Source organism: Oryzisolibacter propanilivorax (genome assembly GCF_900103645.1).
In the GTDB taxonomy this organism is placed as follows: Bacteria; Pseudomonadota; Gammaproteobacteria; order Burkholderiales; family Burkholderiaceae_C; genus Melaminivora; species Melaminivora propanilivorax.
On record NZ_FNHP01000003.1, the window covers coordinates 243,298 to 263,035 of the forward strand.

A 19,738-nucleotide genomic window follows, 5' to 3' on the forward strand; every position below is an offset into this window, starting at 1 on the left:
TCTTGTTGCTCCCGCCTGTTGCCCATGTCCGCCCCCCGCAAGCTCTTCGTCACCACCGCCCTGCCGTATGCCAACGGCAACTTCCACATCGGCCACATCATGGAATACATCCAGGCCGACACCTGGGTGCGGTACCAAAAAATGCAGGGCGCCGAGGTGAACTTCGTCGGCGCCGACGACGCGCACGGCGCGCCGATCATGATCGCCGCCGAAAAGGCGGGCAAGACGCCGCAGCAGTTCGTCGCCGACATCGCCGCCGGCCGCGCCCAGTACCTGCAGGGCTTTCACATCGCCTTCGACCACTGGAGCAACACCGACAGCCCGGCCAACCACGCGCTATCCCAGCAGATCTACCGTGACCTGAAGGCCGCCGGCCTGATCGAGACGCGCACCATCGAGCAGTTCTTCGACCCCGAGAAGAACATGTTCCTGCCCGACCGCTTCATCAAGGGCGAGTGCCCGCGCTGCCACGCCAAGGACCAGTACGGCGACAACTGCGAGGTCTGCAGCTCGGTCTATGCGCCGACCGACCTCATCGCCCCCTACTCGGCGCTATCGGGCGCCAAGCCGGTGTTGAAATCGTCCGAGCACTTTTTCTTCAAGCTGTCCGACCCGCGCTGCGTCGCATTCCTGCAGGAATGGACCCAGAACGGCGAGCACGTGCAGCCCGAGGTGGCCGCCAAGATCCGCGAATGGTTCGGCACGCGCACGAATCCCGACGGCAGCACCAGCACCGGACTGGACGACTGGGACATCTCGCGTGACGCGCCCTACTTCGGCATCGAGATCCCGGACGCGCCCGGCAAGTACTTCTACGTCTGGCTGGACGCGCCGGTCGGCTACCTGGCGTCGCTCAAGGAGCTGCTCACGCAGCGCGGCCAGGACTACGACGCCTACATGGCCGACCCGGCGGTGGAGCAGGTGCACTTCATCGGCAAGGACATCATCACCTTCCACACGCTGTTCTGGCCGGCGATGCTGAAGTTCAGCGGCCGCAAGACGCCAGCGAAGATCTGCGTGCACGGCTTCATGACGGTGAACAACGGCGAGAAGATGAGCAAGAGCCGCGGCACCGGCCTGGACCCGCTGAAATACCTGGCGCTGAAGATGAACCCGGAATGGCTGCGCTACTACCTGGGCGCCAAGCTGAACGGCAGGAACGAGGACATCGACTTCAACGCCGAGGACTTCATGGCGCGCGTGAATGCCGACCTGATCGGCAAGTACGTGAACATCGCCTCGCGCGCCGCCGGCTTCATCGCCAAGCGCTTCGGCGGCCAGCTGGGCGCGGTGAGCGCCGATGGCCAGCCGCTGCTGGCCGCGCTGCGCGGCCAGAGCGAGACGATCGCCGCCGCCTACGAGGCGCGCGACACCGCCCGCGCCGCGCGCGAGGTGATGCTGCTGTGCGACCGCGTGAACGCCTACGTGGACGCCAACAAGCCCTGGGAGCTGGCCAAACAGCAGGGCATGGACGCGCGCCTGCACGACGTGTGCAGCACCTGCATCGAGGCCTTCCGCCTGCTGACCATCTACCTCAAACCCATGCTGCCGGCCGTGGCGCAGCAGGTCGAGGCCTTCCTGAAGGTGGGCGCGCTGACCTTCGCCGATGCGCAGCAACTGCTGGGCGCGGGCCACGCCATCGGCCCCTACCAGCACCTGATGCAGCGCGTGGTGGTCGAGCAGCTGGACGCGCTGTTCGCCGTGCCCGAGCCGGTGGTGGAAAAGGCACTCCCCGGTGGTGAGGAGATCGCCCCCACCATCACCATCGACGATTTCGCCAAGGTGGACCTGCGCATCGCGAAGATCGTCGAGTGCCAGGCCGTGGCCGGCTCGACCAAGCTGCTGCAGCTGACCCTGGACGCCGGCGAGGGCCGCACGCGCAATGTGTTCTCCGGCATCGCCAGCATGTATGCGCCCGAGCAGCTGGTCGGCAAGCTCACCGTCCTGGTCGCCAACCTGGCGCCGCGCAAGATGAAGTTCGGCGTCAGCGAAGGCATGGTGCTGGCCGCCAGCCATGCCGACGAGAAGGCGCAGCCAGGCATCTACGTGCTGGAGCCCTTCCCCGGCGCGCAGCCGGGCATGCGCATCCGTTGATGCAAATTTGATAGCAAACGCCGCTTGATCCACAAGGACAAGCGGCGTTTTTCATTGAAAACTCCGCGTGGCGGGCGTATCAGCGCCCGTTCATGGCCTCGGCGCGGAGCGCGGCAGGCTGCGCGCCCGCACAGGAGTCTTTCAGGCGCCCGGGGCCGGCAGCCGGCGCAGGTCGCCCGCGTCGGACTCGCCCAGCTTGAATGCGGCGACCTCGCCCAGCAGCCGCCCGGCCTGCTCGCGCAGGCTGGCGGCGGCGGCGGCCGACTCCTCGACCAGCGCCGAGTTCTGCTGCGTGGCCGAGTCCAGCCCGGCCACGGCCTGGTTGATCTCGGCGATGCCGCGGCCCTGCTCCTGCGAGGCGCTGCCGATCTCCTCGATCAGCTGCGCCACGCGCGCCACGGCATCCAGCAACTCCTGCATGGTGGCGCCGGCGTGCTGCACCTGCTGCGCGCCCTGGCCGACCTGCATGACCGAGGCGGTGATCAGCTGGCGCACCTCCTTGGCGGCCTCGGCGCTGCGCTGCGCCAGGCTGCGCACTTCGCCGGCCACCACCGCGAAACCCCGGCCCTGCTCGCCAGCGCGCGCCGCCTCGACGGCGGCGTTCAGCGCCAGGATGTTGGTCTGGAAGGCGATGCCGTCGATCACACCGATGATGTCGGCGATCTTGCGCGACGAGCCGTTGATGTCCTCCATGGTGGCCACCACCTGCTGCACCGCGTCGCCGCCGCGGCCGGCCACGCTGCGCGCCGTGCGCGCCAGCTCGTCGGCGCTGCGCGTGGCCTGGGTGTTGGCGTGCACGCTGTCGGTGAGCAGCGCCAGCGACGCGGCCGTCTGCTGCAGCGCGCTGGCGGCGCTTTCGGTGCGCTGGCTCAGGTCCTGGTTGCCCTGTGCCACCTCGGAGCTGGCCACCGAGATAGAGTCCGCCGCCTGGCGCACCGCCCTGACCATGCGCTCCAGCGAAGAAACGAAACGGTTGAAGGCGTCGGCCAGCGCGCCCACCTCATCGCCGGTCTCGACATGCATGCGCCGGCTCAGGTCGCCGTCGCCGTCGGCGATCTCCTGCAGCATGCGCGCCGCGCGGCCCACCGGCGCGGCGATGGCACCGCTGACCCACCAGATGACCAGCAAGCTGACGCCGCCGCCCACCAAGCAGGCCGCCAGCGCGGTCAGGCCCACCGTGCGCCGCACGCCGCCCAGCACCTGTTCCTCGGGCAGTTCGGCGACCACGTACATGTCCAGCTCGGGCACATACGACGAGGCGATGATCTCGCGCCCGGCAGGTGACTGGTAGGCAGCGTGCGCGAAGTTCTCGCGGTTCAGCAGCCGGCCGGCCAGCTCGGCCCCCAGGCCTGGCCGGTCCTTCAGCCAGTGCTTGCCATCGGCCAGCGCCGGGTCGCGGTGCACCAGGATGCTGCCATTGCCGCGCACCAGCGAGACCGAGCCGCTCTCACCCACCCGGTAGTTGCGCACGGTCTGCGCCAGCCCGTCCACCGCCAGCCCCAGCCCGGCCACGCCCTGGCGGCCTTGGCCGGCGTCGAAGCGCACGTTGATGAACAGCATGTAGGCGGACGAGCTGGCGTCCTTGTCGATCTCCAGGCGCTGGGCGCGCGTGCCGCCGGCGATGTCGTAAAACCACTGGTCGCCCTGGCCCTTCGGGGCGATCTGGCGCACCAGTTCATGGTCGTTGAAGTACTGCCGGGTGGCCTCGGAGACCCAGAAAACGGTCGAGGCGTTGACCCGCTGCTTGATGGCCTGGGCGAAGCGGAACCAGCCGGCGTTGCCCTCCTCGGGCTGGCCGGCGGCTTCCCAGTCCAGCGCATAGGTGTTGTGCGCTATAGAGTCGGCCAGCGCCACCGGCGCACCGATCTGGCGCAGGATGTCATTGCGGATCTCGCCGACAACGGCCGGCAGCTCCTGCCCCACCACCCGCTCGCGCATGCTGTTGCCGGTCAGCACGAACCCCAGGCCGGTGGAAATCGCCGCGAACAGCAGCAGGCACGCCCCCATGCTGAGCATGAGCTTGGAGCGGATGGAAAGATTGCGGAATGCCTGCATGCGAGCGGACCCCAGGAAAGAAAACAGTAGCCAAACGTCAGAACATTTTTGCACCGGACAGGCATTTCTCATCCTCGCGCAACACCTGGGAATGGCACCTATGCCGTCCAGGCATCGCGCGAGCCGGGCAGTGCAGCCACGCCCTGTGGCCAGCTGCCGCCCCCTGCGCCGGTGCAACCTGATTCTTTCCGGCTTTCCCGCGCTGCGCGCCGTGCCGGGATGGCACCGGTCATATGCCATTCGTTATGGCGCGTCCCGGCAGGCCCGGGCGGGTGCCGGCTCCAGGCGGAGCCGCCACGGCTCAGGAAGGGACTGCGGCTCAGCGCTGGAACTTGCCGCTGGCGCCGATGATGGTCAGCTCGGCGAACTCCAGCCCGGAATGGCTGCCGCCGTGGTAGTGGAGCGTCAGGCCGCCCAGGTCATAGCGGCCCAGGTTGTCCAGCGCCTGCTGCACGCTGGCGCGCGTCGGCCGTGGGCCGGCACGGCGCAGTGCCTCCACCAGCACCTTGGCGCCGGCGAAACCCTCCAGCAGCGCCGGGCTCACGTCGTCCATGCCCTGCGCGCGTGCCAGCGCCGTGGCCTGGGTGACCAGGGGATAGGCCGGGCTGGTGGGCATGACCTGGCCGACGATGATGCCCCGGGCGTCGGCGCCCAACAACTGGATGAAGCCGTTGGACGCGTTGTTGGACAGCGTCAGATACTGCGCGCCCACGCCGGCCTGGCGCAGCGCCCGCAGGCCCTGGACCACGGCCGTGCCCGAGCCGATCACCAGCACCGCCTGCGGACCGGCCGCCTTCAGACCAGGCAGCAGCGCCGTGAACTCCGGCTTGGCACGGTCGAAGCGCGCTACCGCAACCGGCTCCAGCCCGGCCTTCTTGAGCCCGTTGCGCGCACCCTGCAGGCCGTCGGCGCCGAAGCTGTCGTCGACATGCAGCACGGCGATGCGCTGCAGCCCCAGGCCCGTCAGATGCGCCATGGCACGCTCGGCCTCGCGCTGGTAGGTGGCGCGCACGTGGAACAGATACGGCCGCACCGGCTGGTGCAGCACCATGGCGCCGGTCGAGGGCGCGACCAGCGCCACGCGGTGCTTGTCCAGCAGCGGATAGATGGCCTCGGTGTGCGGCGTGCCACGGCTCATGAACAGCGCCAGCACGCCCTGCTCCTCGATCAGCATGCGCGCATTGGCCTCGGCCTTGCCCACGTCGAAGGCGTCATCCAGGGTGATCAGCTGCACCTTCTCGCCATGCACGCCGCCCCTGGCATTGACTTCGTCCAAGTACAGCCGCGCCCCGGCCATCGACTCCTTCACCGTCGCCGCCACCGCGCCCGTCACTCCCACGGTCTGGCCAATGCGGATGTCCGCCCGCGCGGCCAGCACCATGCCGCCCACCAGCACGGCGGCGAACGCCGCCTTCCACTGCACCCTCGTCATCTTCAAGCAACCCTATTGGCAAAGCCCATGCAGGACGGGCGCAGCCGGCGTGCGCCGCCCCGCGCATGGCAGATATGTCCGGCGGCGCAATGTAAGGAAAAGCACTGGCGTCGCGTAACTGTGGCCTTCCACAGGCGAGCGCCGCCGCCCTATGGCTGCAGCAGCAGCTTGGGCGCACCGGCAGGCGCCGCAGGCGTGGCCGGGAGTGGCAAGGCCGGCGCTTCGTCCACGCGGAACACCGCCACCGAGTGCACCAGCTCCTGTGCCTGCTGGCCCAGGCTGGCAGCGGACGCCGCCACCTGCTCGACCAGCGCGGCGTTCTGCTGCGTGACCCGGTCCATCTGCGCGATGGCCTCGCCGATCTGCCCCACACCCATGCGCTGCTCGGCGCTGGCGCGGCTGATCTCGCCCATAAGGGTGGTGGCGCGGGCAATCGCCGCCACCACCTCCTGCATGGTGGCGCCGGCCCGGTCCACCAGCTGCGTGCCCTGTGCCACCTGCGCGCTGCTGGCGGCGATCAGCGCCTTGATCTCGCGCGCGGCCTCCGCGCTGCGCTGGGCCAGCTGGCGCACCTCGCCAGCCACCACGGCGAAGCCACGCCCGGCGTCACCTGCGCGTGCCGCCTCGACGGCGGCGTTCAGCGCCAGGATGTTGGTCTGGAAGGCAATGCCGTCGATGACGCCGATGATGTCGGCGATGCGCCGGCTGGCGCCGTCGATGCCGCGCATGGTCTGCACCACCTCGCCCACCACGACGCCGCCGCGCTCGGCCACGGCGCTGGCCTCGCGCGCCAGCGCGTCGGCCTGCTGCGCGCTGTCGGCGTTCAGGTCCACCGCCTGGCGCAGTTCCTGCATCGACGCCGAGGTCTGTTGCAGTGCCGCGGCCTGGGATTCGGTGCGGTTGGACAGGTCGATGTTGCCCTGCGTGATCTCGCTGCTGGCGCCCAGCACGCCGTGCGCGCCCTGGCGCACATGCATCACCACCCCGGCTAGCGCGCCCTGCATGTCGCGCAGCGCCAGCAGCAGCTGCGCCACCTCGTTGCGGCCGCTGGCCTGGATGGGCTCGCTCAGGCGCCCGGCAGCCACCGCGCGCGCCACACGCACCGCCTGGCGCAGAGGCACGCTGATGGAGCGGATGACCCACCAGGCCAGCGCCGCGCCCAGCGCCAGCAGCACCAGCGGCACGCCCAGCAGCACGCCGCGCACGCGCGTGGCGGCGCTTCCCGTGGCCGCTGTGGCCTGCTTCAGCTGCTCCTGCTGCTGCGCCAGCAGCGCGTCGATGGTGCCCAGGTAGGCCTGCTGCGCCGGGTGCATCTTCTCGATCAGCAGTTCCTTGGCGTCGAACACCTGGCCCGACGCCGAGAGCTCGCGCGTCTCCTCCTGCAGCGGCTCGTAAGCCTGGCGCGCGGCCTGCACCCGGGCCAGCGCGGCCTCGGCGGCCGCGTCGCCGGCCAGCAGCTGTTGCAGCCCGGCGAAGCGTTGTGCGATGCGCTGCTGCGTGCGCTGGATGCGCTCGTCCTCGGCGCGGATCGCGGCGCCGTCGCTCATCAGGATCATGTTGCGCACGCTGGTGCCGATGACCTGCACGTCCTCCTTGATGGCGTTGGCCGCCACCATGCGCGGCAGGCGCGCGTCGGCCACCTCGTCGAACAGACCGTTCATGGTCGCCAGTTGCAGCCACACCGCGGCCACCATGGCCAGCACCATCAGCCCCAGCAGGGCGAAGCCCAGCACCAAGCGGGAGGAAATTCGCAGGTTGTCGATTCGCATGGCGTGCCGGCCGCCAGTGCCCTGCACGGGCACGGGCGGCAAGGGAGTTGCAGGTGAATGAAAGGCAAAGCGCCGGCACGGGCCGGCGCTTGCTGCCCCTTTCCTCGAAGGGATTCAGGCAGGTGTCAGAGCATGCCCAGCATGCGCGGGAACCACAGGCTCAGTTCGGGGATGTAGGTCACCGCCACCAGGAAGCCCAGCATCGCCAGCAGCCACGGCCAGACGGCCACGGTGAGCTCGGTAATGCCCATCTTGGTGATGCCCGAGGCCACGTACAGGTTCAGGCCCACGGGCGGGTGGCACATGCCGACCTCCATGTTCACCACCATGATGATGCCGAAGTGGATCGGATCAATGCCCAGCTTCATCGCCACCGGGAACAGGATGGGCGCGAAGATCAGCATGATCGACGACGGCTCCATGAAGTTGCCGGCCAGCAGCAGGATCACGTTCACCGCCAGCAGAAAGGCGATCACGCCCAGGCCATTGCCCAGCATCCAGTCGGCCAGCGCCTGCGGAATGTTCTCGTTGGTCATGATGAAGCTGAACAGCACCGCGTTGGTGATGATGTACAGCAGCATCGCGCTCATGTTGGCCGAGGACAGCAGCACGCGCGGCACATCCTTGAGCGTCAGGTCCTTGTAGATGAACACGGCGACGACGAAGGCATATACCGCGCTCATGGCCGCCGCTTCCGTGGGCGTGAAGATGCCGGCATAGATGCCGCCCATGACCACGATGATCAAAAACAGCCCCCAGGCCGACTTGCGGAACGCCAGCCAGCGTTCGCCCCAGCTGGCCTTGGGCAGGCGCGGGTAGTTGTACTTGCGCGCGCGCCAGTAGGTCACGCCGCCCAGCACCAGCGCCAGTATCAGCCCCGGCACCACGCCGGCCATGAACAGCGCGCCCACCGAGGTGTTGGTCGCCACCGCGTACATCACCATGACAATGGACGGCGGGATCAGGATGCCCAGGGCGCCCGAGGTGGTGATGACGCCTGCGCCGAAACGGTTCGGGAAGCCCGCCTTGACCATCGCCGGCAACAGGATCGAGCCAATCGCCACCACGGTGGCCGGGCTGGAGCCCGACACCGCCGCGAACAGCGCGCAGGCCAGCACGCCGCCCAGGCCCAGGCCGCCGTACCAGTGCCCGACCATGGCGGTGGCGAAGTTGATCATGCGCCGCGCCACGCCGCCGTGGGTGAGGAAGTTGCCGGCCAAAATGAAGAACGGGATCGCCATGATCTCGAACTTCTCGATGCCGGTGAACAGCTTGAGCGCCACCGACTCCAGCGGCACGTCGGTAAAGCCGAACAGGAAGGTGAGGACCGTGAGGCCGAGCGAGATGGACACCGGCATGCCGGTGAGCATCAGCGTCGCCAGGATGATGAAGATGATGGCGGCGTTCATGTGCGGTCACCCGTGTCGTTCTTGCGACCGGCGTTGCCGGGGCGGTCCTCGTCGGGGTGCAGGTTGTCCTGCAGGTTGTAGAACTCGGTGTTCTGCGCCGCTTCCTCGGCGGGGGTTTCCTCCAGCCCGTCGACGTGGCCATGGTCGTGGTGCGGCAGCTCGCCGGTGCGGACGAAGCCCACCAGCACCTGCAGGAAGCGGAAGCACATCAGGCTGCTGCCCAGGGGAATGGCGCTGTAGACGATCCAGGTCGGCCACTCCAGGTCCGGCGTGGTCGGGCCCTCGATCAGTTCCTCGACGTTCATGCCGATGGCCTTGAAGATGGCGTAGTGCGCACCGTTGTCCCAGACGAAGGTCGCGCCCATGATGGCCACGATGCCGGTGAACAGCGCGCCGGCGCCCATGCCGATGATGATGAACTTGCCGCGCGCCGACTTGCCCAGGCGGTTGATGAACACGTCCACGCCTACGTGGATGCCGGTGCGCACGCCGTAGGCGGCGCCGAACTTGGCCATCCACACGAACATGATGATGGTCAGCTCCTGCGCCCAGGTCATGTTGATGGACAGCAGCCAGTCCTGCAGGCCGGGGATGGCGTAGCCGGCGCTGTAGCGGTGCAGCACCGCGATAAAGACGATGAGCGTGGCGGCGCCCATCAGGAAGGTGATCAGCCACTCTTCCAGGTGATCGAGGATTTTCATGGGAAGGTTCTCCGCACAGGAGTTCGGGGCGCGGCGCGGGATGCGCGGCGGCAGCGCCCGTCAGGGCGCCGCCTTGCGGCCGGGACGCTGCGCCGCGTCCCGGCCGGGAAGTTGCAGGCTCAGAGCTTCTTCGGGTCGAAGCCTGTGGCCTTGTACACGTCCTGGATGATTTCCTTGCCGATGCGGCCGGACATCTTGTCGTGCACCGGCACCAGCGCCTTCTTCAGCGCCGTGCGCTCTTCCGGCGTGGGCGTGTAGATGGTGGTCTTGCCGCTGGCCTTCACCGCCTCCATGGCGCGGTCGTTCTCGTCCTGGGCGATCTGGTTGGCGTAGGCCGTGGCCTGGCGCATGGCGTCTTCCAGCTGGCCGCGCACGGTGGCGTCCAGGCCGTCCCAGAACTTCTTGTTGACGATGACCGCGTAGCCCAAGTAGCCGTGCTTGGTCAGGCTGACGTGCTTTTGCACCTCGTGCATCTTCTGGGTGTAGAAGTTGGACGGCGGGTTCTCGGTGGCGTCCACCACGCCGGTCTGCAGCGCCTGGTAGGTCTCGCCGAAGGCGATGACCTGCGGGATGCCGCCGAGCGCGCGGATTTCTTCCTCCAGCACCTTGGACGACTGGATGCGGTACTTCAGGCCCTTGTAGTCGGCCACGCTGTGCAGCGGCTTGTTGGCCGAGAAGTCCTTGAAGCCGTTGTCCCAGAAGGCCAGGCCGGTGATGCCGCGCGACTGCAGCTTCTTCATCAGCTTGGCGCCCACCTCGCCGGTGGTGATCTTGTGCAGCTCGTCGCGGTTGTCGAAGATGAAGGGCAGGTCGAAAACCTCGAATTCCTTCACGCCGAGCGGGCCGAACTTGGCCAGCGACGGCGCCAGCATCTGCACCGAGCCCAGCTGCAGGGCCTCCATCTCTTCCTTGTCCTTGTAGAGGGCGCTGTTGGCGTACACCTCGACCTTGACCTTGCCCTGGGTCAGCTCGGCAGCCTTCTTGGCGAAAAACTCGGCGGCCTTGCCCTTGGGCGTGTCCTGTGCCACGACGTGGCTGAACTTGATCACGGTCTGGGCGTAGGACGCGCTGGCGCCCACGGCCAGCAGGGCGCAGGCCAGGACATGTTTCACGGGAAAGCGCATGGCAGTCTCCTAGTCGTAGAAAGGGTTCAACACGCCGCGCAATGTAGGCAAGCCGTTAACGCCCTGTAACTGTGGCGTTCCACAGCTAGGGTCAGCACCTAGGGGTTAACCCGAATGCGACATCACAGGCTGCTGGTGGCGCCATGCATGCGGCGCAGCCACTGCGGCCCGATACGCAGTGCCAGCGCCTCGTGCACTCCGCGCGTGGCATGGCGCAGTCGCTGGCGCTGCACGGCATCCAGCAAATGGATGCGCGTGGCACCGCTGGCGCGCAGCGCCGCCAGCGCGGCGTCGTTCTCACGCTGGGCGATGGTGTTGCCCCAGGCCAGGGCCTCGGCCAGCGCCTGCTCGATGAGCGCGCGGTCGCCCGGCTGCAGGTAGTCCCAGAAGCGCTGGTGCGCGACGATGCAGTACCCCAGATAGCCGTGGCTGGTCAGGCTCAGGTCGGTCTGCGCCTGGTGCATGCCTTGGGTCCAGAAGTTGGAGACCGGGTTTTCCGTGCCGTCCACCACCCGCGCCACCAGCGCCCGGCTGGTCTCGCCGAAGGACAGCACCACTGGGCGCGCGCCCAGCGCTCGCATCTGGTGCGCGATCACGCGCGAGGACTGGATGCGCACGCGCAGGCCGACGAAATCCTCGGGCGCGCGCAGCGGGCGGTTGGCGCTCATGTGCTTGAAGCCGTTGTCCAGGTAGCCCAGGCCCACCAGGCTCTGGCGCGCCAGCAGCGCCAGCAGCTCCTGCCCGACCGCACCCTGCTGCGTGCGGCGCACCTGCTCGCTGGAGTCGAACAGGAACGGCAGGTCGAACAGCTCGAACTCGGGAAAGCCCACCGCGCCGAACTTCGACAGCGACGGCGCCAGCATGTCCACAGCGCCCAGTTGCAGCGCCAGCATCTCGTCCTCGTCGCCGTACAGCTGCGAGTTGGGATACAGCAGCACTTGGATCGCGCCCTGGCTGAGCGCCTGCACGCGCGCACGAAAATGCTCCAGCGCCAGGCCCTTGGGCGTGCGCTGGGCGACGACGTGCGACAGCCGGATGGTCACGCGCGCGCCGGCGCGGGCGCCGGCCGCGCACGCCAGCGGCGCCAGGCCCAGGGCCTGCAGGACATGGCGGCGGCCACGGGAACGCATGGCGCCGTATTATCCGGGCCCGCCGTGCCGCCCACCGCCCCGCCCCTTCCGCCCCACGACGACTTCGCCCTGCTGCACGCCGGCGCGCGCAGCCTGCCCGACCGCGGCCGCTGGACGGTGCTGTGGATGATGGGCCTGGCCGGGCTGATCGTGGCCGCCGTGCTGGCGCTGGTCTGGTACCTGAACCGCTTCGAGAGCGACGAGGAGGCGCGCCGGCGCAGCGCCGATGCGCAGTGGCTGGAGCAGAGCGTGCAGTTCCACTTCCGCCGCCTGGAGGGTGATGTCGAGCAACTGGCACGCCAGGCCGCGCTGGACGGCCCGGCGGCCTGGGCCGAGGCCACACGCGAGCTGCCGGCCGGCCTGCTGTGGCGCGCCGCGGGCGTGGTGGATGCGCGCGCCTGGCTGGCCGAGCAGGACGGCGCCAGCGCCGGCGACATCGCCGCCTGGCAGGAGGACCAGGTGCGCAGCCCCGACAACCACCAGGCGCTGCAGACGCTGGAGGACATCGTGCGTGGCCTGCGCCGCGCCAGCTACGCCGGGCCGATGCGCGCCGCGGACGGCTCCGGCGGCGACCACGTCTGGCTGGCCATGCCCTACTTCGACGGCGCGCGGCTGCTGGGCCTGTACGTGGTGCGCCTGTCCATGCGCCGGGCGGTGGCGGCGATGCTGCCGCCCTGGTTCCTGCAGCACCAGAGCGTGCGCCTGGTGGACGACAGCGACCCACCCAGCCCGGCCCTGCCGCAGGCGCCGCAACCCTACCGCACGGTGCTCAACCTGCCCGGCACCGACCTGCTGCTGGAGGTGGTGCCGCAGGGCGCGCGCACCTCGTGGGTGCCGCGCGTGTTCTTCCTGGTGGCGCTGGTCTTCCTGCTGGGCATGCTGGCCAGCCTGGCCGCGCTGCGGCGCGACTTCATCAAGCGCCAGCAGGTGCAGCAGCGCCTGCAGGCCGAGGTGGCGCTGCGCACCGCCATGGAGCGCTCGGTATCGATCGGCATGCGCGCCTGGGACATGCAGGGCCAGATCCTGTACGTGAACCAGGCGTTCTGCAGCATGCTGGGCTTTTCCGGCGACGAGCTGCGCGGCTCGCGCGCGCCGCTGCCGTACTGGCCGGCGGAGCAACTGGAGCAGCTGCACGCCCTGCACCAGGACATGATGCGCGCCGGCACGCGGCCGCAGGGCGTGGAGGCGCAGTTCCGCCACAAGGACGGGCACCTGGTGGACGTGCTGATCCACGAGGCGCCGCTGCACGCCGCCGACGGCACGCAGCTGGGCTGGATGAGCTCCATCCTGGATATCAGCGAACGCAAGCGCGCCCAGCAGCTGGCCGCGTCGCAACAGGAAAAGCTGGAGGCCTCGGCACGGCTGGTGGCCGTGGGTGAGGTCGCCTCGACCCTGGCGCATGAGCTGAACCAGCCCCTGGGGGCGTTGTCGAGTTTCGCCAACGGCCTGCTCAACCGCCTGGCGCGCGGCCCGGTGGCGCCCGATGAGCTGCAGGCCGTGGTGCGGCGCATGGCGGCGCTGGCCGAGCGCGCCGGCGGCGTGACGCAGCGTGTGAACGCCTTCGCGCGCCGGCGCGAATTGAAACTGCAGCGCCTGGACCTGGTGCCCCTGGTGCGCCGCGCCGCCGCCGCCGCGCAGGAGGCGCACGGCGCCGCCGCGCTGCAGCTTGCGCTGCCCGAGGCGCCGGTATGGGTCCAGGGCGACGCGCTGCTGCTGGAGCACCTGGTGCACAACCTGTGCGGCAACGCGCTGGACTGGGCGCGGCACGGCGGCGGCGCGCCCCGGGTGCAGCTGCGCCTGACGCTGTGCGATGGCGCCACGCGGCACGCCTGCCTGGCCGTGGCCGACAGCGGCCCGGGTGTGCCGGAAGAGGCGCGCGGACGCATCTTCGACGCCTTCTACAGCACCAAGGAGGGCGGCATGGGCATGGGCCTGGCCATCTGCCGCTCGATCGCCGAGGCGCACCACGGGCGTATCCTCGTGGGCGCTGACGCGCAGCTGGGCGGCGCGCTGTTCACCGCCGAGCTGCCACTGGCCGACGCCGCCCCGCCACCCCCTGCCCCGACCCTGCCCCATGACTGAACCGACCCCGCACGACGTGGACATCCACATCGTCGACGACGACGCCGACGTGCGCGACGGCCTGGCCTGGCTGTTCGACTCGCGCGGCTGGCCGGCGCGCACCTGGGCCGGCGGAGAGGAGCTGCTGGCCGCGGCGCGCCAGCGCGCGCCCGACTGGGGCCTGGCGGTGGTGCTGCTGGACGTGCGCATGCAGCCGCTATCCGGGCCGGTCACATTCGAGCAGCTGAAAGCTCTGGGCTGCCCCTGGCCAGTGCTGTTCCTGACCGGCCACGGCGATGTCGGCACGGCGGTGGAGGCGGTGAAGAACGGCGCCTGGGACTTCCTGGAAAAGCCCTTCCAGGACAACGTGCTGGTGGACCGGGTCGAGCAGGCCATCGCCGCCACGCGCCAACAAACCGACGCCGAGCGTGAGGCGCAGCGCCTGCGCCAGGCGCTGGCTTCCTTAAGCCCACGCGAGCACGAGGTGCTGGGCGAGCTGCTGCGCGGGCACTACAACAAGAACATCGCCGAGCACTTGGGCATCACCGCGCGCACGGTGGAATTCCACCGCGCCAACATCTTCGAGAAGATGGGTGTGGAGTCGGCCATCGAACTGGCGCACAAGCTCGGTCAACTGGGCCACGGCGCCGAGCGCCGCTGACGACCCCCTCGCCTGCGGGACAGCCCCGGGTTGTGCCGGCCCCGGCGGCTGGGCATCATGGCCCGCGCGCCGGCTCGCGGCGCGCCTCCAAAGGTCTGTCGCGCATGGTCGCTTCCCCGCCTCCCGTTGTCTCGGACGTACTGGTCGTCGGCGCCGGCCTGGCCGGCATCGTCACCGCGCTGCAGTGCCTGCGCGCCGGGCTGCGCGTGACCCTGGCCGAGCGCGACACGCCCGAGCGCCTGGGCGGCTTGGCGCTGTGGGCCTTCGGCGGCATGGCGCTGGTGGGCACGCCGCAGCAGGCGCGCATGAAGATCCCCGACACGCCCGAGCGCGCGCTGGCCGACTGGGTGCGCTTCGGCGAGCTGGACGCGCACGACCACCTGGCGCTGGACTGGGCGCGGCACTACGTCGAGCAGTCGCGCCCGCGCGTGCACGACTGGCTGCGCGCGCATGGCCTGTCGTTCCTGCCGGCGGTGAACTGGGTCGAGCGCGGGCGCTTCGGCGAGGGCAACCGCCTGCCGCGCTACCACGTGCTGTGGGGCACCGGCCGCGCGCTGGCGCTGCGCATGGCGGCCGCGCTGCGCGAGGCCGGCGCGGACGGCCGGCTGGCGCTGCTGCACGGCCAGCGTGTCACGCACCTGGAGCACGCTGCCGGTCAGCTGTGCGGCGCCGTGGCCACCGACGAGGTGAGTGGCGCCGAACAATTGCTGCGCGCGCCGGTGGTGGTGCTGGCCACCGGCGGGCTGAACGGCAGCGCAGCGCAGGTGCGCGCGCACTGGCCGGCCGGGCGGCCACGACCCGCCACCTGGCTGAACGGCGCGCACCCGTTCGCCGACGGCGCGCTGCACCAAGCGGCCGCGGCGCTGGGCGCGCAGCTGCGCAACACCGGCGAGATGTGGAACTACGCCGCCGGCTTTCCGCACCCGCAACCGCACTTCAAGGGCCACGGCCTGTCGGCCATTCCCGCCAAGTCGGCGCTGTGGCTGAACCACCGGGGCGAGCGCATCGGCCCGGAGCCGCTGGTCACCGGCTTCGACACCCACTGGCTGTGCCGGCGCGTGGCCGAACAGGAGCGCCCCTGGACCTGGCACCTGATGAACTGGCGCAGCGCCGCGCGCGAGTTCGCCATCTCCGGCGCCGAGCACAACCCGCGCATCCGCGACCACCAGAGGCTGCGCTTCGTGCGCGACACGCTGCTGGGCAGCCCGCGCCTGCTGCGCCAGCTGCAGCAGGACAGCCGCCACTTCTTGGTGGAGGAAACGCTGGCCGGCCTGGCCGGGCGCATGAACGCGCTGACCGGCACCGAGGACGTGCGCCCCGAGGTGCTGCAGGCCACGGCCGATGCGTTCGACGCCAACTTCGACGCGCGCGGCTCGCTGCGGCTGCACGACGACGACCAGATCCGGCGCATCCTGCACGCGCGCCAGTGGGCCCCGGACCGGCTGCGCACCTGCGCGCCGGCGCCGCTGCAGCAGCGCGGCGCCGGGCCGTTCATCGCCGTGCAGATGCAGCTGATCACGCGCAAGAGCCTGGGCGGGCTGGCCACCGACCTGCACAGCCGGGTGCTGGATGGCGCTGGCCAGCCGCTGGCCGGCCTGTACGCGGTGGGCGAGGCGGCGGGCTTCGGCGGCGGCGGCGCCTGCGGACGGCGCTCGCTGGAGGGCACCTTCCTGCCCGGCTGCATCCTGACGGCGCGCGCCGCGGCCGATGCCATCGCCGGGCGCGCCGTGGCATGACAGGTGCGTTGCGGCGCCCGAAGGGTCGATTCATGAAGAAATCGGCCTCCAGCCCATATGAATCAATGGCCTCCAGCTATACAAAAGAGAGCAAACCCATGGTTGTTTCGCAGGACCTCCCGGCATGAACGGCGCCCAAGCCTTGATCCGCACCCTGGCCGACGCCGGCGTCGCGCTGTGCTTCACCAACCCCGGCACGTCGGAGATGCACTTCGTCGCCGCGCTGGACACCGAGCCGCGCCTGCGCGCCGTGCTGACGCTGTTCGAGGGCGTGGCCACGGGCGCCGCCGACGGCTACGCGCGCATGGCCGGCAAGCCCGCCGCGACGCTGTTGCACCTGGGCTGTGGCTTAGGGAATGGCCTGGCCAACCTGCACAACGCGCGCAAGGGCCGGGTGCCGGTGCTGAACATCGTCGGCGACCACGCCACGCAGCATGTGCCGCTGGACGCCCAGCTGCAGTCCGATATCGAGACCGTGGCGCGCAACGTCTCGCCCGGCTTCGTGCGCACCAGCGCCAGCACCGCCGCGCTGTGCCGCGACGCCACCGACGCCCTGGCCGCCTGCATCGGCCCGCCCGGCGGCGTGGCTACGCTGGTCCTGCCGGCCGATGTGTCCTGGGGCCGGGGCGGCGCGCCACAGGCTTTCGCGCCCCCGGCGCCGCCGGCCGCCGCCGACCCGCAGCGCGTGCAGTCCATCGCCCGGCTGCTTGCCGGCGCCGGCCCGCGCACCGCCTTCCTGCTGGGGGCGCGCGCGCTGCAGGACGAGGGCGTGCTGCAGGACCTGGCGCGCATCGCCCGCCGCACCGGCGCGCGGCTGCTGGCCGAGGTGTTCCCGGCGCGGCTGCGGCGCGGCGCGGGCCTGCCGCCGGTGCCGCGCCTGGCCTACCTGGCCGAACTGGCGGCGGTGCAGCTGGCGGGGCTGCAGCACCTGGTGCTGGTCGACGCCAAGTCGCCGGTGTCGTTCTTCGCCTACCCCGGCAAGCCGGGCGATCTGCTGCCGCGCGGCTGCGCGCTGCACACCCTGGCCGCGCCGCACGAGGACGTGCCCGCCAGCGTGCGCTGGCTGATGCAGGCCGCCAGCGCCGGCGCCGCCGAGCCGCTGCTGCAGCCGGCGCGCCGCCCGCCGCGCCCGCACGGCCCGTTCACCGCCGACCGCGCCTGCCAGGCCATCGGCCACCTGCTGCCCGAAAGTGCCATCGTGGTCGACGAGGCCCAGACCTCGGGCATCCGCCTGCCCAGCATGACCGCCGGCTGCCCGCCGCACGACGTGCTGACCCTCACCGGCGGCGCCATCGGCCAGGCCCTGCCCTGCGCCGTCGGCGCGGCCATCGCCTGCCCGCAGCGCAAGGTACTGGCGCTGACCGGCGACGGCTCGGCCATGTACACCCTGCAGGCGCTGTGGACCATGGCGCGCGAGCGCCTGGACGTGGTCTGCGTGGTGTTCAACAACGGCGCCTACGCCATCCTGAACCTGGAGCTGCAGCGCGTGGGCGCCACGGGCAGCGGCGCCAAGGCGCGCGCGCAGCTGGACATCGGCAACCCAGCACTCGACTTCGTGCGCCTGGCCGAGGGCATGGGCGTGCCGGCGCGGCGCGCGCTGACCACCGAGGACTTCACCCAGGCGCTGGAGCACGCGCTGGCCACGCCCGGCCCGCACCTGATCGACGCGGTGCTGCCGCCGGCCCTGACCGGCCTGCGCCTGCGCGCGCTGCCGCGCCTGCTCGACATGCTGGCGCACCTGCCGCGCCCGCTGGCGCGCGCCGTCAAGCGCGGCATCGCCCCCTGACGCGGCGCCCGTCAGGGCCCTTCGTGCAACCGCTCGCTGCTGCCGCTGCGCAGCACGCGCCCGGCGGCGTCGAAGACCACGGTGAAGACCATCTCGCGGCCGGCGTCCTCGCTCCAGTACCAGTCCCACTCGCCCTGCTGCTTGAGCGCGTAGAACGCGCGCTTGGCCGGGCGGCCCAGCAGGCGGCGCACCTGGTCCTGGCGCATGCCCGGCTGCACCTTGGCGAAGTGATGCGGCGCCAGCACCTGCTGCAGCGCGCTCATGCGCCCGTCCGGGCCGATGGTGATCATGTAGTTTCGCCGCCCGGCCGGCTGGCGGTCGTACTCCAGCGTGCGCGAGCCGCCGCCGTCGTCCCAGATGCGGTCGGGCTCGCCGAAGCGCTCGCGCACCTGCACCTCGGTGGAGACGCCTTCTTCCAGTTCGCGGATGCGCTGCTCGTCGCAGCCGACCAGCGCCAGCAGCGCCAGCGCCGCTCCGCCGGCGCGTCGAATCCAGTGGGCTGCCATGGTGGGTTGTCCTCCAGCTTGTGGTGGCGGGCGCCGGCGCGCCGGGGCGCGCTGGCTAGAATGCCCGGTTGCCGGAAAACGCCGGCGTGAATGCCCTTCGATTCTCCTTCGATCCGCCATGTCCATTTTCCGCCGCCCCGACTACCAGTCCGACACCACGCAGTTCATCAACCAGCTCAAGGCTCAGCGCCCCGAGCTCGATGCGCAGCAGCAGGTAGGCCGCTCGCTGCTGTGGGACAAGCGAGTGGACCGCGAGCTGTGGGACGAGTACAAGGCCGCGCGCGTGGCGCAGCAGCCCTACGTTTACCAGAACCGCGGCTGATGCCCGGCCGCCGGCCGCCTGCGCGGCAGCGGCTGAAAATATCAAAGAAAATGGCCCGCAGCCCTTGATCCATTTGGGCCTGCAGCTATTGATTTCATAGCTATACCGTGGCCGAGACCGCCGACGCCCTGCCCGAGGTGGTGGACCAGGTGGCGCTGGCACGCCTGTACGGCGAGCCGCTGTTCGCGCTGCCCCAGGACCTGTACATCCCGCCGGACGCGCTGGAGGTGTTCCTGGAGGCCTTCGAGGGCCCGCTGGACCTGCTGCTGTACCTGATCCGCAAGCAGAACTTCAACATCCTCGACATCCCGATGGTGGATGTCACGCGTCAGTACCTGGGCTACGTGGACGAGATTCGCAGCCGCAACCTGGAGCTGGCCGCCGAGTACCTGTTGATGGCGGCCATGCTGATCGAGATCAAGTCGCGCATGCTGCTGCCCGCCCGCAAGCAGGAAGGCGCGGCCGAGCCCGAGGACCCGCGCGCCGAGCTGGTGCGCCGGCTGCTGGAGTACGAGCGCATCAAGCAGGGCGCGCAGCAGCTGAACGCCCTGCCGCAGTTCGGCCGCGACGTGCTGCGCGCGCAGGTGCACATCGAGCAGAGCCTGCAGGTGCGCTTTCCCGACGTGCAGGTGGAAGAGCTGCAGCAGGCCTGGGCCGACATCCTGCGCCGCGCCCGGCTGGTGCAGCACCACCGCATCACGCGCGAGGAGCTGTCGGTGCGCGAATACATGAGCCACGTGCTCAAGACCCTGCAGGGCCGGCGCTTCGTGCCGTTCGAGGACCTGTTCGAGCCAGCCAGGGGCTCCACCGTGCTGGTGGTGACCTTCATCGCCCTGCTGGAGCTGGCCAAGGAAACCCTGGTGCAGATCACCCAGGCCGAGGCCTTCGCGCCGATCTACGTGCGCCTGGCGTACACGCCGGTGTAGCCGCGCGCCCCTTTTTCTTCCACCCC

15 protein-coding genes are annotated in these 19,738 nt (G+C 70.4%); 7 read left to right on the forward strand and 8 right to left on the reverse strand.

Translation table 11 applies throughout. The features are described from left to right. The first annotated feature begins 24 nt into the window (after positions 1 to 24). Positions 25 to 2,094, forward strand: coding sequence for a methionine--tRNA ligase (gene metG, locus BLQ61_RS06670; RefSeq protein WP_091568132.1), 2,070 nt, complete (start codon positions 25 to 27; stop codon positions 2,092 to 2,094). Between the two features lie 141 nt (positions 2,095 to 2,235). On the opposite strand, the gene BLQ61_RS06675 is transcribed toward metG, so the two are convergent. From BLQ61_RS06675 to BLQ61_RS17185, 7 genes are all read right to left on the reverse strand, one after another. Then, on the reverse strand, positions 2,236 to 4,149 hold the full coding sequence (locus BLQ61_RS06675; protein ID WP_091568135.1) for a methyl-accepting chemotaxis protein: 1,914 nt from the start codon (positions 4,147 to 4,149) through the stop codon (positions 2,236 to 2,238). A 319-nt stretch (positions 4,150 to 4,468) separates the two neighbouring features. Next, positions 4,469 to 5,581, reverse strand: coding sequence for an ABC transporter substrate-binding protein (locus BLQ61_RS06680; RefSeq protein WP_091568137.1), 1,113 nt, complete (start codon positions 5,579 to 5,581; stop codon positions 4,469 to 4,471). 149 nt (positions 5,582 to 5,730) lie between these two features. Beyond that, on the reverse strand, positions 5,731 to 7,350 hold the full coding sequence (locus tag BLQ61_RS06685) for a methyl-accepting chemotaxis protein (RefSeq protein WP_245703881.1): 1,620 nt from the start codon (positions 7,348 to 7,350) through the stop codon (positions 5,731 to 5,733). Between the two features lie 125 nt (positions 7,351 to 7,475). Beyond that, positions 7,476 to 8,759 (reverse strand): TRAP transporter large permease, encoded by a 1,284-nt coding sequence (locus BLQ61_RS06690; protein ID WP_091568140.1) that lies wholly within the window; start codon positions 8,757 to 8,759, stop codon positions 7,476 to 7,478. Continuing rightward, positions 8,756 to 9,460, reverse strand: a complete 705-nt coding sequence (locus tag BLQ61_RS06695; protein WP_091568143.1) for a TRAP transporter small permease — start codon at positions 9,458 to 9,460, stop codon at positions 8,756 to 8,758. Before BLQ61_RS06695 ends, BLQ61_RS06690 begins: the two co-directional genes overlap by 4 nt. A gap of 119 nt (positions 9,461 to 9,579) precedes the next feature. Further along, the gene (locus BLQ61_RS06700; protein ID WP_091568145.1) at positions 9,580 to 10,584 is read right to left on the reverse strand and encodes a DctP family TRAP transporter solute-binding subunit; all 1,005 of its coding nucleotides are present in this window, start codon (positions 10,582 to 10,584) and stop codon (positions 9,580 to 9,582) included. Positions 10,585 to 10,706: 122 nt separating this feature from the next. Next, on the reverse strand, positions 10,707 to 11,714 hold the full coding sequence (locus BLQ61_RS17185) for a DctP family TRAP transporter solute-binding subunit (RefSeq protein ID WP_139182718.1): 1,008 nt from the start codon (positions 11,712 to 11,714) through the stop codon (positions 10,707 to 10,709). A 24-nt stretch (positions 11,715 to 11,738) separates the two neighbouring features. Here BLQ61_RS17185 and BLQ61_RS06705 point away from each other — a divergent pair, with 24 nt between their 5' ends. From BLQ61_RS06705 to BLQ61_RS06720, 4 genes are all read left to right on the forward strand, one after another. After that, a complete protein-coding gene (locus tag BLQ61_RS06705) occupies positions 11,739 to 13,796 on the forward strand; it encodes a sensor histidine kinase (RefSeq protein ID WP_175488231.1) in 2,058 nt (685 codons plus the stop codon). Continuing rightward, complete coding sequence (locus tag BLQ61_RS06710; protein ID WP_091568150.1) at positions 13,789 to 14,436, forward strand: response regulator transcription factor; 648 nt, start codon at positions 13,789 to 13,791, stop codon at positions 14,434 to 14,436. The genes BLQ61_RS06705 and BLQ61_RS06710 overlap by 8 nt, the downstream gene beginning before the upstream one ends. A 104-nt stretch (positions 14,437 to 14,540) precedes the next feature. Further along, the gene (locus BLQ61_RS06715) at positions 14,541 to 16,172 is read left to right on the forward strand and encodes an FAD-dependent oxidoreductase (protein ID WP_091568153.1); all 1,632 of its coding nucleotides are present in this window, start codon (positions 14,541 to 14,543) and stop codon (positions 16,170 to 16,172) included. A 124-nt stretch (positions 16,173 to 16,296) separates the two neighbouring features. Next, positions 16,297 to 17,958: an acetolactate synthase large subunit gene (locus BLQ61_RS06720; protein ID WP_091568156.1), complete on the forward strand. Its 1,662-nt coding sequence runs from the start codon at positions 16,297 to 16,299 to the stop codon at positions 17,956 to 17,958. 11 nt (positions 17,959 to 17,969) lie between these two features. Here the strand turns inward: BLQ61_RS06720 and bamE are convergent, their stop codons facing one another. Next, positions 17,970 to 18,464 (reverse strand): outer membrane protein assembly factor BamE domain-containing protein, encoded by a 495-nt coding sequence (gene bamE, locus BLQ61_RS06725; RefSeq protein ID WP_091568158.1) that lies wholly within the window; start codon positions 18,462 to 18,464, stop codon positions 17,970 to 17,972. Between the two features lie 118 nt (positions 18,465 to 18,582). On the opposite strand from bamE, the gene BLQ61_RS06730 reads away from it, so the two are divergent. Together BLQ61_RS06730 and BLQ61_RS06735 are read left to right on the forward strand one after the other, a co-directional pair. Next, on the forward strand, positions 18,583 to 18,786 hold the full coding sequence (locus BLQ61_RS06730; RefSeq protein WP_091568161.1) for a DUF3460 family protein: 204 nt from the start codon (positions 18,583 to 18,585) through the stop codon (positions 18,784 to 18,786). Between the two features lie 107 nt (positions 18,787 to 18,893). Continuing rightward, a complete protein-coding gene (locus BLQ61_RS06735; RefSeq protein ID WP_091568164.1) occupies positions 18,894 to 19,712 on the forward strand; it encodes a segregation and condensation protein A in 819 nt (272 codons plus the stop codon). Positions 19,713 to 19,738 lie beyond the last annotated feature (26 nt).

What these genes read in the sequence shown, in the direction of transcription:
- metG (WP_091568132.1), top strand. Translation starts at nt 25, where the DNA reads ATGTCCGCCCCCCGCAAGCTCTTCGTCACCACCGCCCTGCCGTATGCC.
- BLQ61_RS06675 (WP_091568135.1), bottom strand. Translation starts at nt 4,149, where the DNA reads ATGCAGGCATTCCGCAATCTTTCCATCCGCTCCAAGCTCATGCTCAGC.
- BLQ61_RS06680 (WP_091568137.1), bottom strand. Translation starts at nt 5,581, where the DNA reads ATGACGAGGGTGCAGTGGAAGGCGGCGTTCGCCGCCGTGCTGGTGGGC.
- BLQ61_RS06685 (WP_245703881.1), bottom strand. Translation starts at nt 7,350, where the DNA reads ATGCGAATCGACAACCTGCGAATTTCCTCCCGCTTGGTGCTGGGCTTC.
- BLQ61_RS06690 (WP_091568140.1), bottom strand. Translation starts at nt 8,759, where the DNA reads ATGAACGCCGCCATCATCTTCATCATCCTGGCGACGCTGATGCTCACC.
- BLQ61_RS06695 (WP_091568143.1), bottom strand. Translation starts at nt 9,460, where the DNA reads ATGAAAATCCTCGATCACCTGGAAGAGTGGCTGATCACCTTCCTGATG.
- BLQ61_RS06700 (WP_091568145.1), bottom strand. Translation starts at nt 10,584, where the DNA reads ATGCGCTTTCCCGTGAAACATGTCCTGGCCTGCGCCCTGCTGGCCGTG.
- BLQ61_RS17185 (WP_139182718.1), bottom strand. Translation starts at nt 11,714, where the DNA reads ATGCGTTCCCGTGGCCGCCGCCATGTCCTGCAGGCCCTGGGCCTGGCG.
- BLQ61_RS06710 (WP_091568150.1), top strand. Translation starts at nt 13,789, where the DNA reads ATGACTGAACCGACCCCGCACGACGTGGACATCCACATCGTCGACGAC.
- BLQ61_RS06715 (WP_091568153.1), top strand. Translation starts at nt 14,541, where the DNA reads ATGGTCGCTTCCCCGCCTCCCGTTGTCTCGGACGTACTGGTCGTCGGC.
- BLQ61_RS06720 (WP_091568156.1), top strand. Translation starts at nt 16,297, where the DNA reads ATGAACGGCGCCCAAGCCTTGATCCGCACCCTGGCCGACGCCGGCGTC.
- bamE (WP_091568158.1), bottom strand. Translation starts at nt 18,464, where the DNA reads ATGGCAGCCCACTGGATTCGACGCGCCGGCGGAGCGGCGCTGGCGCTG.
- BLQ61_RS06730 (WP_091568161.1), top strand. Translation starts at nt 18,583, where the DNA reads ATGTCCATTTTCCGCCGCCCCGACTACCAGTCCGACACCACGCAGTTC.